Below are 14,269 nucleotides of genomic sequence, written 5' to 3' on the forward strand. Positions count from 1 at the left end.
CTTTCTGGTGGGACAAAGTATACCACATCTTGGACCATGCTAAACTGTATTCCCAAAATAAGTTACAGGTCTTTCTCAGACAGCCGGTGCCCCCGGCTTCTGCTAAAATGAGGCAGGAAAGGGGGCGGATATGAATTGTCCGAACTGCCGGGCCGTCGAGCTCAAACCCATGCTCACCAAACAGGGCGTGGAATTGGACTATTGCCCGCAATGCAAGGGCGTGTGGATGGATCGCGGGGAGATCTACCACTTTGTCAAGAATCCGGGAAAGGTCGAGGCCAAACTTCAGGCAGCGCTCAAGCGGCAGCAGCCCACACAGCGTATTTGTCCGCGCTCCGGCAAGCCCATGGTTGTGATCGAGTATCCGGCCGGCCCCACTCTGGACTACAGCCCCAGCAACGGCGGACTCTGGTTTGATGCCGGGGAGTTCAAACTGCTCCAGGAAACGGAGCGTCAGTTTGATGCGTCGCCCGACCGCAAGGTTTGGATGCACGAACAGGAGCAGGCTTCGCGCCAACTCAAGATACGCTCCGGCCTTTTGCCCCTTCCTAATTTATTTTTGCGATCCACTCTGACATTGACAGGTCTTTACGCGCTCTTAGGGGCGGTGCTCATCGCGGCGGTGGAGTTTGCAGGCGTGAGGCCGGACCTGGCCGTAGGTATCGGACTTGCGGTCATCTTCCTCCAATTCTTGGTGGGTCCCTGGTTCATGGACCTCACCTTGCGCTGGCTCTATCGCATTGATTGGGGAGTTGCGGGCATGCCTCCTCACTTGCACGAGTTTATGCAAAAGGCCTGCAAAGAAAAGAAGATGAAGTTGCCGCGCTTCGGGGTCTTGCGGGACGGCGCTCCTCAGGCTTTCACTTACGGCCACAGTCCCAACAACGCGCGCATTGTGATTTCTCAAGGGCTCTTGGAAATTCTGGAGCCCGACGAGATCGAAGCCGTGGTGGCCCACGAAATCGGCCACGTCGTGCACTGGGATATGCTGTTGATGACGCTGGTGCAGGCCGTGCCTCTGATCCTCTACTACATTTATCGCACGTTGATTCGTGTGCGCAGCTCGGGGAATGACAAGAGCGCAGGTCCCCGCATTGCCGTTGCCGTCACCGCGTATATCCTCTACCTCATCAGCCAGTACATTGTGCTTTGGTTTTCCAGGACGCGTGAGTATCATGCGGATCGTTTTGCCGGGCAGGTCACGGGGAGTCCTTCCAGCCTGGCCAGTGCCTTGGTTAAGATTGCCTATGGGTTGGCCGGAGCACAGAAGGAGGGCAGAGAGGGCAAGGACAAACGCGACTCAGGTATCGAAGCCTTAGGTGCGCTGGGAATTTTTGAAAAGGGGAAGGCCAAGGCTTTGGCAGTTTCAAGCTTTTCTTCCAATGTGGCCCCCGGGCAGGTCGATAAGAAAAACCTCAAAGGCGCGATGCGCTGGGATCTTTGGAATCCGTGGGCCAAGTGGCATGAGATTCATTCGACGCATCCCCTAGTGGCCCATCGCTTGCGCTATTTGTCGGATCAGTCTGCAAGTTTGGGACAAGAGCCCTACGTGGTTTTTGATGAAGTTCAACCGGAATCTTACTGGGACGAGTTTGCTGTGGACTTGTGCTTTCACATGGCTCCCTTCTTATTGCCGCTGGTGTATTTAGCCGTCACTGCCTGGACCACGGGTGGTTTTACGGATTGTGCTCCGAAGTCCGTCATTGCAGGCGTTTTGTTTTCGTTGGGTGCGGGCATGCTGATTCGCATGGGGTTTGCGTACAATTCCGAGGCCTTTCCGGAGATGTGTGTGGCAGCTCTGCTCAAACACGTCAAGGTATCTGCGGTTCGCCCGGTGCCTTGTACTTTAAAAGGCCGGGTGATCGGCCGGGGGGTGCCGGGCTATATTCTTTCCGATGATTTTGTGATGCGCGATGACACAGGCATCATCTTTCTCGATATGAGGCAACCTCTGCGTATTTGGGAGATCTTGTTCGGGCTGCTCAAAGCAGGGGAGTACCAGGGCCAGGAAGTCACAGTCAAAGGCTGGTACCGCCGGGCCCCGGTTCCTTATATTGAGCTCAAGAGCATCGAGAGCAACGGTAAAGTACGCAAGAGCTATGCTTTGCCCTTTTACAGAGCGATGGCCCTGCTTCTTGTGATCGTGGGCATTGGGTTGAGCGTGATGCGATAAGCTTTCACTCAAAATCAGGGACAGGTCTCGCTTATCCCTTTAGCTGCAGTAAGTTGCGAGAGGTCCGTCCCCGAGCCATTTGTGAAGCTGTTTTTACCGGGGGGGACGGATCTCTCGTATCTCCTTACAGTGTATAGGGAAGGCGAGAACCGTCCCTAAGTTAACTCGCTGCAGCCAATACGGCTTCCAAATCCTTTTCCGGGGTGGAGATGGGTCGAATATCGAAGTGCTCCACCAGGAAGTTGAAGATGTTCGGGGTGATAAAGGCCGGTAAGCTGGGGCCCAATCGGATTCCCTTAATCCCCAAGGAAAGCAGGGAAAGCAGGATGACCACGGCTTTTTGTTCGTACCAAGACAGGATGAGCGTGAGCGGCAGGTCATTAACTCCGCACTCAAAGGCGCCGGCCAAGAGCTCGGCAATCTTGATGGCCGAGTAGGCATCGTTGCACTGGCCCAGATCCAAGAGGCGCGGGATCCCGCCGATATTGCCGAAGTCCAGATGATTGAAGCGGAACTTCCCGCAGGCCAAGGTGAGGATCACGCAGTCTTCGGGAACTTGCTGGGTGAACTCCGTGTAATAGTTACGGCCCGGTTTTGCCCCGTCGCAACCGCCCACCAGAAAGAAGTGCTTGATGGCGCCCGCCTTAACAGCCTCCACGACTTTGTCCGCCACGTTTGCCACGGCATTGCGGCCGCAACCGGTCAGCAAAGTGCCGCCCTCGTTTTCTTCAAAGCCATTGAGTTCCAAGGCCTTCTCAATCACAGGGCTGAAGTCACGCTTCTGAATGTGGATGATCCCCGGCCAACCCACCTCGCCGCCGGTGAACACGCGGTCCTTGTAGTTCTCCTGGGGCTCCTGGATGCAGTTGGTGGTGAAATAGACGGCAGCCGGGATATTGTTGAACTCGCGTTGCTGGTTCTGCCATCCGGTGCCGAAGTGGCCCGCAAAATGTGCGTACTTCTTGAAGGCCGGATATCCGTGAGCCGGGAGCATCTCGCCGTGAGTGTAGACGTTGATGCCTTTGCCTTCGGTTTGCTTTAGGAGTTCCTCCATATCGAGGAGATCGTGGCCCGTAATAATGATGGCCGGGCCTTTTTTCCGGCCGGTGGAAACCGGTGTGGGCTCAGGATGCCCGAAGCGCGTGGTGTGCGCTTCGTCCAGGATCTCCATGCAACGGATATTCACCTGTCCGCAGCGCATGTTTAGATCCACCAGAGCCTCCAAAGTGATCTCCGAATCATTGAGCGCCGCGAGAGCTTCGGAGATGAAGGCAAAGATGCACTCGTCTTCATAGCCCAACACAGAAGCGTGTTCCGCATAGGCGGCCAGCCCCTTAATTCCATAGGTGAGAAGGTGCTGGAGGGAACGAATGTCTTCATTCGGGTGATCCCCGGTGATCTGAAGCCTTGCGGCCTGCGCGCTAAGTTCCTCGCGTGAGTCTTTGGGCTCGAATGTCACGGAATCCGGGACAGAGGCGGGATTGCCTGCGAGTGCTTGCGCGTTCTTCTTGACTTGTTCTGCCTCGCGAATGGTTTCGACTAAGCGATCCGGATCAAAGTTGACATTGGTGACGGTGATGAAGAGGCCGCGGAGGATAAAACGGTCGATCTCCACGTCCGACTTGCCGTTCTTCCGGGCTGCGTGGGCTAAATAGCCGATCCCCTTGAGCTGGTGGATGATGATGTCCTGGAGCCCGGCGGCCTCGGGGGTCTTTCCGCACACGCCTTCGGTATGGCAACCCTGGCCCCGGTACGCTTGCTCACACTGATAACAAAACATGCTCATACCCTGATCTCCTTTGTGGGTCGTGATACGATAAAACTGCTGCTGCGAGTCTCTTTAAAAGAGTACCTTCTGAGTGACTGCAGAGCCTTGATCCGGGTCAAGGGATTGAGAATCTGGGGGGCCTTTATGCCGGTTGACCATTTATTGCCGCAACTCGATTTTTTTAAAGGACTTAGCCAGGAGACCCAGAAGGCTCTCGCGTCTATTTGTGTCCGGAAGGGCCTCCAAAGGAAGGAAGTGCTGTTCCGCGAAGGGGATCGGGGCCAGGGGCTATACCTCTTGGAGAGCGGGTCGGTTCAACTGTACAAGACCGGTTCCGAGGGCAAGGAAGTGGTGATCAAGGTGCTCAAACCGGGGGAGCTCTTTGCAGTCGTTGTTCTGTTTGAGCAAGAAAACTATCCGGTGAGCGCCCTGGCTTTGCAGGACAGTCTGGTCTACCTGATGCCCAGGCAGGATTTTCACACTCTTCTGGACAATGCGGATTTGCGCAATGATTTCATCCGCAGCTTGCTCCAGAAGCAGCGGCATCTGGCCGATCGCATCCTTCAACTCAGCAGCGAAGATATAGAGGAAAGGCTCCGGCGCTTTTTAGAGGACCACTACGGTGAAAAGCCCATCATCACACCGGCCCTAAGCAAACGGGAAGTGGCTGCGGCCATTGGCACTGTGCCGGAGACTCTCTCCCGGCTTCTGCAAAAACTCAAATCGGAAGGCCGGCTTGTTTGGGAAGAGAAGATCATTCACGTGGACCGCTCTTTCTGGACAAAACGTGATTCTCGTCATATCACACCTCCTTGCAGTGTTGACGGAGCCAAAACCAAGGAGTAGCCGCTATGGACCCCAGCCGGCAGTGACCTCTTCCCCTGACAGTGCCGTTCAAACATGTACGTCCGCGAAGATCCCGTTAACCCATTGTTGGATAATAAGTTAACCTTTTTAAGGCATGAAAAACGGCGGATTTTCTGTTTGCGGCGGATTGTTGATCCGCCTGGCGAGATTCAATGTGATATATTCTATATATAGATATTAAAGACATATTAAAATAGACGGCTCTAATTTTGCTAAGGGACTCCTCCATGATTCAGTCACTTTTCCGGACATTGGCCTTTGTGTTGGGCCTTATACCGCTTGCAATAACCCCTTGCCTTGCGCCGGCCATTGCCGAAACACCGGTTATTCAGGGCACAGCCTTGGCTGTCAGGCCCTTCTTTGAAGAGGGGATCGAGGAGTGGTTATATGTGCATGGCGGTATGGAGGCCTTGCTCCAAGTCCGCAGTCCGCGTGCCGGTGTGCGGACGGAGGGTTCTGGTCTAAGCAGAGAGGACTCACAAGCATTTATGGTGCTTTTGATGGCATTAGCGGCGAATCGAACCGGCAGTCTTGGCACCCTCGTTCGGCTCAAAGAGGAAACGGTTCGCCCGGCGTTTGCTGCGCGGGAATTGGAGGAGCGCGTTCAAAGCCTTTTGGATGAAATCAGCACTGATGATCCGGCAATCCTGAGGGATCAAGAGGCAGCAGCGATTCAATCCTGGTTGGAGGGCCAGACCGTTGTTACCGCTGCTTTGGCTGAGCCCCCTTCGATTTATCGGCAGATGGTTCCTGAACAAAAGTCCAATGTGCTCTTTGCCTCTACCTTGCAGACAGCGGATCCAGTGTATGCAGGCAGCGGGAGGAAGTTGAATGAGTTCAAGGGCAATCCGCCGACCCGGCAGTTTTTTCACGAACTTTTGCGCAGGCTGCATGTGATGCAATTTTATGACATGCAAACACTTCTTGCGGACCTCCGATTTCCTGGGAGCGAGCTCTATCAAGCCATTCATGATGGGCAACTGGATGCTGTTTGCCTATCGGGGTATGAGACGCAAATTGTCCTCCTATTGCAGGTGGCTGACACGATAAAGGCAATCAACCCGCAAATGCCGGTTCTGGTTGGCGGCCATATTACCGAGAGTTTTCATCCGGCCCTTCTGACGCAGCATTTCTCAATTGATATTGCCTGTCGCGGACTGGGGGAATACGTTTTGCCGATGCTCTTGAAGGGGCTGAAGGAAATCGGCAACCGAAACCAGCAGGGGCTGGATGAGGCAGCCGTGCAGCGTTTGATGGACTTGTCCCTTACCCGGACACTCCGGCAAGGTCAGACGGTGTCTGTTCGCCTTGGCGATGCTGCGGGCGATGGATGTGTGGCTATCCGGGATGCGCAGGGCAGGGTTTATGTGAGTGGCCCCGCCCCGGAGGCGGCGAATCCCGGGAACTTCGGGAAACCGGTATGGTCGCGGGATTCCCAGATCGAGGCACTTGTGAAGTTGCTTCCTGATACAGACTTGGCTCAACTCCGAAAGCTGGGTCTTCAGTTTATGGGAAGTATGGAGCCGGATCTTGCGGCAAGCCGATTCTATCCTCAAGGATCCGAAGAATGGGACGATATTGCCTTCTATGCGGGATGTCCGGGAGGCATGGCTGTTATCCAGCTTAACGACGGTTGCAGACATGGAAAGAATTGTCCATTTTGTCCGGTCGGTCAAAGGCCGCTGAACCGGCCAGGCCCGGACCGCGTTTTGGATATCATTGGAGAGGCTGTCGAGGAGGGAGCGACGGAAGTCTTCCTGGCGGCTGATGATGTGACAGGTGGTTCCTGGCTGAGGAGGCTGGCGCAGGGCATGCGGCAGCGAAATTTGTCAAACAAGGTGGCCGTATGGGCTCATTCACGCGTTCCCAGCGGATCTGAAATCCAGGAGTTTGTTCAAATGGCACGGGATGGTGTGATAGTCTCGAACGGGATCGGGTGTGACGGTTTTACTCCACAGTTGATTGGACCTGAAGGCTTGGGCAAGGCCTGGGGGCGGAGAGACCGGACGCCGGAGAGTTATCTTGAAGATGCCAGAGCCTTTGCCCGGGCTATGATAAGGGAAGGGTTTCCTGTCCAATACAATTTTATTGCTGTTCCGCGGGGTTATGACCCAGACTCGATATCTTTGCGCGATGTGGTGGAGGGGATCAGCGGTCTGAGCAGTTTCATGTGGGATCTGCAGCAAAGTACAGGCAGGACGCTGATTCCCACGTTCTCGGTCTATGTGTATCCTGTGGCCGGAGCGCCTTTAACCGAGCGTTGCACGTGGGACAATCAACCCACCCGGGTTGTGTTCACGGAAACCGAGCTGTCCAGGAAAGAATGGTACACCGGTGTGGATGAGAATACCGGAGAATCTTTTAGTGTGGAACTTCACCGCATCGGGGACACGTGGGGCGAATTAGTGCCTTTGCGAGAGATTGAATCGAATGGAGAAGAGAGGCGATATGTCTGCGTCTTCAGGCCGCTTTATTTCAGTTATTCTCAAGATTTAAAGAATCTGCGGGATGCGTTGGCAAGGCAGTATGGGAAGAACATTGAAGTGCGCCGCGACCTCGGACTTATGCAGGCTATCGCCGAGTGGGTTTCTCAGAACGGGGATGATCCCTCAAAAAGGATTGCGAGGAAAGCTTTGGGATTTATTGAGCAAATGAAATATAGTTTTCAAGACAACGAGCGTCGCTCTCATGAAATGTTGGGGGCACTTTTGAGGCACAAAGCCCAAGAGCTGGCGATGGCAGAGTTTGTTTCTCCTGACCCGGACCGTCGATGGTTGCCTTGGGATCAAATCTATCATGACTATGGTTTGGAAATTCATAGTTGGGTCATTTCTCGCGATATTCTCAAGGAATTAAGGGACTTAACCAATGGCATGACCTCTGCACAGGAATATCTGGAAATGCTTCAACAGATTCTTGCCTATTTCAATCAAGGAAAGTTTACTCCATCCGATGCAATCCGGCATCAGATCTTGGAGAATACGGAAAGCTTTCTGTCCAACTGGATTTGTCTTGTAGAAGCGGCGAAGTCACGGGAAGCGCCGCCTGCGACATGGACTGGGTTTGTGCCGGAGATTGAGTATTGCCTGTAAATGTCTGGGGATCCCCGGCGGTCTGCTGCGCCGGACAGGGATGGCCGGTTCATGTTCCCCGGAGAGCTCGTGCCTTACCCGGTCCAGTTAATATTTGACAGCAAACAGAATGGTGTTATGATTAGTAAAAAGGTAACACCATGTCTCAAGTTTCCCGCTTCGGCGTTTCCCTCGATTCCGATCTTCTAACGCAGTTTGATGCCTGGATTGCGAAAAAGGGTATTGCCAATCGTTCCCAGGCAGTGGGCCAGTTGGTCCGGGAGACTTTGGCTCAAGAGGACTGGAGGCAGCAGGGAAAGGATGTGGTCGGGACGCTCACCTTGGTTTATGACCATGAACACCGTATCCTCAACCGCACACTCACAACCACGCAGCACACCCATCACCATGAAATTGTCTGTTCTCAGCATGTGCATCTTGATGAGGCGAACTGCTTGGAGGTTATTGTGCTCAGAGGTAGCGCCCGGGCTGTGCAGCATGCAGCCGACCATTTGTCTTCCTTAAAAGGGGTTAAGCACGCACATTTTGTGGGAACGAGTTCCGGGAAAGTATCCATTCACAAACAAAAGGGGATTCCCCATGCACATTCCTGATTCGATGTTACACGGCGCAGTTTGTCCGGTTACGCTTGCTGTGGGCGCAGCCGGAGTTGCAGTTGCAGCAAGGGCCGCATCGCGGTCTGAATCAAAACCAACGTCTGCCCGCTTTGCCGCCATTACGGCGCTTATTCTGGCAGCCCAGATGATCAATTTCCCCGTGGCGAGCGGAACCTCCGGCCATTTGGTCGGGGGCGTATTAGCCGCGGCGCTTTTAGGTATCCCTTTTGCCGTCCTTTCTATGACAACGGTCTTGGCCATTCAAGCCTTTCTATTTGCGGATGGGGGCATGTTTGCGCTGGGTGCCAATGTGATTAACATGGCTTTGATCGGGGCGGGTGCCGGCGGCTGGATTTACCAAAGGATCTCGAAAGATGAATCATTGGGTGGTGCACAGTCCATGGCCGGGTTGGCCCTTGCTTCCTGGATTTCGGTGTTTCTGGCTGCAGGGGCTTGCAGTGTTGAATTGGCCTGGTCCGGGGCGGCAGAATGGTCGGCAGTTCTTCCTGCCATGGCCGGGATTCATGCGTTAATCGGTTTGAGCGAAGCTGTCCTGACTGTAGGCTTAGCCTGGGCCCTGACGCGCGAGCCCGCAGTGAGGCAACCGGTGCTTGTCCCCCTGGCCGCGGCCTTTGTCGTAGCTGTTTTGCTCAGTCCTTTTGCCAGTAGGCTTCCCGACGGTTTGGAGACTGTGGCCCGTCAACTCGGCATTCTATGAAAAGGTGGGCGCTGACAATTGCTTTGCTGAGTGGCCTGAGTCTTAATGTCCAAGCCTTGGCTTCGACGGCTGCTCTGCTGGAAGAAACGGATATTGGCTTTGGGGCGACGGGGGTCGTTCAGGGCACGGATCAGGCAAACGGTGATGATCTGTTGCAGCCTGAAGAAAGTGCGAGCGAAGCCTCCTATTCCATCGACGTTGAGATCGAGAAGTTGTTCGGCGAGTCCGGCACAGGTTTTCTTCACCTGGAGGCAGGGGGTGGTGCCGGGATTGACTCTGCAGTAAAAGCCTTCAGTCCGCTGAACTATGATGCGGATGACGATGAAAACGTTCGGGTGACCGAGCTTTTCTACGAACATTCTTTCAGCAAGTTGCCTCTGTTTGTTACCGCAGGCAAGCTGGACCCCACTGTCTATCTCGATGTCAATAACTACGCGAATGATGAGTGTTCGCAATTTCTCGGAGGCATTTTCCGGAACTCCCAGACCATTGAGTTCCCGGACAATGCCGCCGGATTACGGGCCTCGTATGATCCCACCGAGTTCCTTGATTTGGAATTCCTGGCCCTGGATGCAGACGCGGATTTTTCCGACATATTGGGAGACCTCTTCCTTGCCGCCCAAGTTACCCTGGTTCCGCATTTGTGGGAACGGCCGGGGAACTACCGTTTCTTTGCCTGGACCAATAACGCCTCCCACACCAAATGGCTCGACACAACCCGGAGTTCTGAAGACGGTTTTGGCGCGGGGCTAAGTTGGGACCAGGCGTTGACTGATCAAGCCGGGGCTTTCTTGCGCTATGCCTGGCAAGATTCTTCCGTGTCCCTTGAGGGGGCGGATTTCTCTCTGGAGCACTCGTGGAGTCTGGGAGTGCAGTTGACAGGCGAGGGCTGGAAGCGGGATGCGGATGTGTTGGGTTTAGCAGTGGGACAAAACCTTCCTTCCCACGATTACAAAAAAAGCCAGGGCGCAAAAGGCCGCGCGGAAACCCATCTGGAGCTTTACTACAATTGGGCAGCGCATGAGAATCTTACCTTAACGCCGGACCTTCAGGTGGTGTGGGAACCCTTTGGGGGAGATGCCGCAAACGGAACGGACACCTTGTGGGTGGGCGGTCTTCGGGCTCAGATGGATTTCTAGGTTCCACCTTCCTATATAGTAGAATATATGGCAAAAAGGAGGCGGGAATGAGTTCGCAGCGTTTTTACCTGGGCGAGGAGCATTTACCCAAACGTTGGTATAATCTTGCCGCTGATTTGCCTCAGCCCATGCCTCCGCCTCTGAGCCTGGAGGGGGTGCCCATCGGGCCCGAGATGCTCGCCAAGGTTTTTCCAATGAACCTCATCGAGCAGGAGATGTGCCAGGACCGTTGGGTCGATATTCCTGAGGAAATCCTGCGCATTTTGGCGCGTTGGCGTCCCACCCCGCTCGTGCGAGCCAAGTATTTAGAAGAATACCTGGACACTCCTGCCCGTATCTATTTCAAAGACGAAAGTGTGAGTCCTCCCGGCAGCCACAAGCCCAATACAGCAGTTGCGCAGGCCTGGTACAACAAGGAATTCGGCATCAAACGCCTTACCACCGAGACCGGCGCAGGCCAGTGGGGGAGTTCTCTAGCCTTTGCCTGCCAGTTTTTTGATTTGGAGTGCAAGGTCTTTATGGTGAGGGTGAGCTTTGAGCAAAAGCCTGCGCGCAAATCCATGATGAATTTATGGGGGGCCAACTGTGTTCCGAGTCCCAGCACAGAAACAGCCGTGGGCCGGATGATCCGGGAGAAATTGCCGGATACGCCGGGGAGCTTGGGAATTGCGATTAGCGAGGCAGTTGAGGCTGCGGTCAGCGATGAATCCGGCCAAACGCGTTATTCGCTTGGAAGTGTCCTCAATCATGTGATACTACACCAGACCATCATTGGTTTGGAGGCCAAGGAGCAGATGGCGTCTGCAGGAGAAAAGGCCCCGGACATCATTATTGGTTGCGCCGGCGGTGGAAGCAACTTTGCGGGTTTGGCCTTTCCTTTTGTGCACGATAAGCTCGACGGCACCCGCATCCAAATCGTCCCTACTGAACCCATGGCCTGTCCGACTATGACGCGCGGGAAGTATTGGTATGATTTTGGGGACATGGCGGAGATGACTCCTCTTTTGCCCATGCTGACGCTCGGGCATTCCTTTGTGCCTGCGCCGATTCATGCGGGAGGCCTGAGATACCACGGCATGGCTCCCCTGGTGAGCGCGGCCATTGATCAAGGACTTTTTGATCCACGATCCTATGACCAGGTCCTTTGTTATGAAGCGGCGATGACTTGGGCGCGCACCCAGGGTACGATCTGTGCTCCGGAAACGAGCCATGCAATTGCCGCAGTGATTGAGGAAGCCCAAAAGGCCAAGAATGAGAATCAAAAGAAGGTGATTCTCTTTAACTACAGCGGTCACGGCTTAATGGACTTGGCCGGCTACGACAAGTTTCTCTCCGGAAATTTGACCGCATATTCTCTGCCGGAAGAAGATCTGGCAAAGTCTTTGGCGTCTCTTCAGGGTTTGCCTTCTCCCGGAGCTGCTTCTAAGTGATGATGACCTAACATGGGGGATTGAATGAAAAAGGTCTTTTCTGCAATTGTAGTTCTGGCTTTTTTGGGTTTACTTTTGCCCTTATCCAATTTCTTCTGGTCTCCCCCCTCAGATACGGCGCTTAGTGCGGCGGCCAAGGGGGATGTCCAGCATCTTCAAGTGGCGAAGATTTTGGAGCAGAAGTGTGGTATCTGCCATGGTCTTGAGGGTGTGCTTCCTTTCTATGCGCGGCTTCCCGGAGCCCGGCAGCTCATCGAGAGGGATATGGAAGAGGGCGCAGAGTACTTTGATTTACTGAAGTCTTTTGTCCCGAAACAGAACCAGGCCGTGGGGCAGGTTGCGCTTGCCAAACTGGAGAGCGTTGTTGAGGATGGGTCCATGCCTCCGCTTCAGTACTTGGCCATGCATTGGAATCACGGATTGAGTGTTGCTGAGAAGCAGCTCATGTTGGGTTGGATTAAGGGCGTGAGAGCAGAGAACTATGCCAGTCCCAACGTGGATGAGGAATTCAAAGGAGAGGTCATCCAGCCCTTGTATATGCCCAAGGGTCTGAATAAACAGAAGATTGCACTCGGAAAGAAGTTGTTCAATGATCCGCGCCTTTCCGCAGACAACACACTTAGTTGCGCGAGCTGCCATTCCCTGTCCAAGGGGGGCACGGACCAGCTTCGAAGCTCGACAGGAGTTGGCGGGGCGGTCGGCCCCATTAATTCACCCACAGTGTTCAATTCAGGATTTCAGTTCAAGCAGTTCTGGGATGGCCGGGCTGCGGACTTAGAGGAGCAGGCAGACGGCCCGGTCCACAATCCTATTGAGATGGGCACCAATTGGAAAGAGGTCCTGGCCAAACTGAACCAGGACGAAGCTTTTGTGCAGGAGTTCACGGCTGTGTATTTGGACGGACTCAAGGGCCCGAATATTCAGGATGCAATAGCGGAGTTTGAGCGCTCCTTAGTGACTTTGAACTCCGATTTTGACCAGTACCTTATGGGCAAGAAGGATGTCTTATCTTCGAGGGAACTGGAAGGCTTTCACTTGTTTAAGGCGAAGGGTTGTACCTCTTGTCATATGGGTGTCTTGGCCGGGGGACAGTCCTTTGAGAAGTTCGGGGTGCGTGAGAATTACTTTGCGGACCGCGGCAATATTACCGAGGCGGATTACGGGCGCTATAACGTGACCAAGAAAGAAGAAGACCGGTTCAAGTTCAAAGTGCCCACGCTCCGGAATATCGAAGTGACCTATCCCTATTTCCACGACGGCTCCACCAGTGATCTCAAAGATGCGGTCTTTGTGATGGGCAGGTATCAGACTGTGGCCGGGTTGACGGGGGAGGAGTCCGGAAAGATTGCGGAATTCCTGAGAACTCTGACCGGAGAGTACCAGGGCAAGAAGCTTCAGTAGTCCTAAGTCCCTCCTGTATAGTGAGTTATCTATGCAGGAGGGATTTTTTATGCGCGCTTGACATACCCCCGTAGGGTATATATACTTTGGAGCATAGGAGAAGGCTATGGCCCACCAACATCCTGATCATACGGCTCATCTGAAGCGGCTCAACCGGATCGAAGGACAAGTCCGGGGTATTGCCAAGATGGTGGAAGATCGCCGGTATTGCATCGAGATCCTGGACCAGATTTCTGCGGCCAAAAGCGCCTTGGACCGGGTGGCCTTGGATTTGATGCACACGCACATTGACCATTGTGTGAGTGATGCGATTCGCGGAAGCGGTGGCCAGGAAATGACCCAAGAGCTCATGGTGTCCTTAAAGAGGTTCGTCAAATGATGCGGCGTTTTCTCCTAATAGCCTTGGTTATGACTCTTGCCGGCAGTGTCCCGACTCCGGCGTTTTCCAGGCAAGGCTGTTGCTGCCGGCCGGAGATTGCCTGTGCGTGCAATCCCTCCGGCGTTTCCTGTGGCGGAGAGCTGAGCGAGGACAACGCAGTCCAATTTCTGGGAGTATTGTCAGCCAAGATCTCCACGGAATCCTGGGATTATTTGCTGTTTGCCCATGTTGTTCCGCAGCGCATGTTATTGAACCTGGATCCAACCAAAGAGTACTTGCCTTCACAAGGTGAGCGGGCTTCTCCCCGGCTTGCTTTTCTCAAATCCACTCTCTTACGCCTCTGATTCTTTCTGCGATCTTGCCTTTCCGGCGAGTGGATATTCCTCGTCGTTGCGGAGCTATTGCGCCTGTAACCGGCAAAGTGTTTGTCAATAACCCTCTTCCCAAACGGAGGAGTTCCAGATGATCCAGTTCTATCGACAAATGTTTACTGCAGGATTGTTGGCCTGTGCTTTGGGACAGCTGGCATTCCCGTCGTGGGCTGAAGAGCCGCCTTTGTCCTATCACGAATTGACCCGGCTGATGCGTGAAGCGGAGCGGACTTTGGCGCGGTCGCCGGGATCATCCTCCGAATTGTCCCCCGGGCTCCCCGCGTATCTGGAGGAGGCGGAAAAACACAACCCCGCACTTAGGGCCGTGTTCCACG

Annotated in this window: 12 protein-coding genes; 11 read left to right on the forward strand and 1 reads right to left on the reverse strand. The window is 54.2% G+C overall.

The annotated features are described in order from the left end of the window. Positions 1-130 precede the first annotated feature (130 nt). On the forward strand, positions 131-2,173 hold the full coding sequence (locus JW937_00770; protein MBN1585944.1) for a M48 family metalloprotease: 2,043 nt from the start codon (positions 131-133) through the stop codon (positions 2,171-2,173). A 160-nt stretch (positions 2,174-2,333) separates the two neighbouring features. On the opposite strand, the gene hcp is transcribed toward JW937_00770, so the two are convergent. Then, a complete protein-coding gene (gene hcp / locus JW937_00775) occupies positions 2,334-3,953 on the reverse strand; it encodes a hydroxylamine reductase (protein ID MBN1585945.1) in 1,620 nt (539 codons plus the stop codon). 132 nt (positions 3,954-4,085) lie between these two features. On the opposite strand from hcp, the gene JW937_00780 reads away from it, so the two are divergent. The 10 genes from JW937_00780 to JW937_00825 all read left to right on the forward strand — a co-directional run. After that, entirely contained in the window at positions 4,086-4,787 is a 702-nt protein-coding gene (locus JW937_00780) for a Crp/Fnr family transcriptional regulator (protein ID MBN1585946.1), read from the forward strand. A 248-nt stretch (positions 4,788-5,035) separates the two neighbouring features. Then, positions 5,036-7,900, forward strand: a complete 2,865-nt coding sequence (locus JW937_00785; GenBank protein MBN1585947.1) for a cobalamin-dependent protein — start codon at positions 5,036-5,038, stop codon at positions 7,898-7,900. A gap of 140 nt (positions 7,901-8,040) precedes the next feature. Beyond that, a complete protein-coding gene (gene nikR / locus JW937_00790; GenBank protein ID MBN1585948.1) occupies positions 8,041-8,493 on the forward strand; it encodes a nickel-responsive transcriptional regulator NikR in 453 nt (150 codons plus the stop codon). Then, positions 8,480-9,214, forward strand: coding sequence for an energy-coupling factor ABC transporter permease (locus tag JW937_00795; GenBank protein MBN1585949.1), 735 nt, complete (start codon positions 8,480-8,482; stop codon positions 9,212-9,214). The genes nikR and JW937_00795 overlap by 14 nt, the downstream gene beginning before the upstream one ends. Further along, complete coding sequence (locus JW937_00800; protein ID MBN1585950.1) at positions 9,211-10,353, forward strand: carbohydrate porin; 1,143 nt, start codon at positions 9,211-9,213, stop codon at positions 10,351-10,353. The genes JW937_00795 and JW937_00800 overlap by 4 nt, the downstream gene beginning before the upstream one ends. Positions 10,354-10,400: 47 nt before the next feature. Next, positions 10,401-11,783 carry a TrpB-like pyridoxal phosphate-dependent enzyme gene (locus JW937_00805; GenBank protein MBN1585951.1) on the forward strand — a complete coding sequence of 461 codons (1,383 nt, stop codon included), beginning with the start codon at positions 10,401-10,403 and terminating at the stop codon, positions 11,781-11,783. A gap of 24 nt (positions 11,784-11,807) precedes the next feature. Then, positions 11,808-13,184: a heme-binding domain-containing protein gene (locus JW937_00810; protein ID MBN1585952.1), complete on the forward strand. Its 1,377-nt coding sequence runs from the start codon at positions 11,808-11,810 to the stop codon at positions 13,182-13,184. 106 nt (positions 13,185-13,290) lie between these two features. Continuing rightward, on the forward strand, positions 13,291-13,563 hold the full coding sequence (locus JW937_00815) for a metal-sensitive transcriptional regulator (protein MBN1585953.1): 273 nt from the start codon (positions 13,291-13,293) through the stop codon (positions 13,561-13,563). Further along, positions 13,560-13,907 (forward strand): hypothetical protein, encoded by a 348-nt coding sequence (locus JW937_00820; protein ID MBN1585954.1) that lies wholly within the window; start codon positions 13,560-13,562, stop codon positions 13,905-13,907. The genes JW937_00815 and JW937_00820 overlap by 4 nt, the downstream gene beginning before the upstream one ends. Before the next feature lie 118 nt (positions 13,908-14,025). Continuing rightward, positions 14,026-14,269, forward strand: a 244-nt coding sequence (locus tag JW937_00825) for a hypothetical protein (protein MBN1585955.1), incomplete at its 3' end; no start/stop codon positions are given.

Source organism: Candidatus Omnitrophota bacterium, from assembly GCA_016929445.1.
Taxonomy (GTDB): Bacteria; Omnitrophota; Gorgyraeia; order JAFGIU01; family JAFGIU01; genus JAFGIU01.

Bases quoted from the DNA above. Each gene is read 5' to 3' on its own strand.
- JW937_00815 (MBN1585953.1), top strand. From the start codon at position 13,291: ATGGCCCACCAACATCCTGATCATACGGCTCATCTGAAGCGGCTCAAC.
- JW937_00805 (MBN1585951.1), top strand. From the start codon at position 10,401: ATGAGTTCGCAGCGTTTTTACCTGGGCGAGGAGCATTTACCCAAACGT.
- JW937_00780 (MBN1585946.1), top strand. From the start codon at position 4,086: ATGCCGGTTGACCATTTATTGCCGCAACTCGATTTTTTTAAAGGACTT.
- JW937_00800 (MBN1585950.1), top strand. From the start codon at position 9,211: ATGAAAAGGTGGGCGCTGACAATTGCTTTGCTGAGTGGCCTGAGTCTT.
- JW937_00820 (MBN1585954.1), top strand. From the start codon at position 13,560: ATGATGCGGCGTTTTCTCCTAATAGCCTTGGTTATGACTCTTGCCGGC.
- JW937_00770 (MBN1585944.1), top strand. From the start codon at position 131: ATGAATTGTCCGAACTGCCGGGCCGTCGAGCTCAAACCCATGCTCACC.
- JW937_00785 (MBN1585947.1), top strand. From the start codon at position 5,036: ATGATTCAGTCACTTTTCCGGACATTGGCCTTTGTGTTGGGCCTTATA.
- JW937_00810 (MBN1585952.1), top strand. From the start codon at position 11,808: ATGAAAAAGGTCTTTTCTGCAATTGTAGTTCTGGCTTTTTTGGGTTTA.
- hcp (MBN1585945.1), bottom strand. From the start codon at position 3,953: ATGTTTTGTTATCAGTGTGAGCAAGCGTACCGGGGCCAGGGTTGCCAT.
- nikR (MBN1585948.1), top strand. From the start codon at position 8,041: ATGTCTCAAGTTTCCCGCTTCGGCGTTTCCCTCGATTCCGATCTTCTA.
- JW937_00795 (MBN1585949.1), top strand. From the start codon at position 8,480: ATGCACATTCCTGATTCGATGTTACACGGCGCAGTTTGTCCGGTTACG.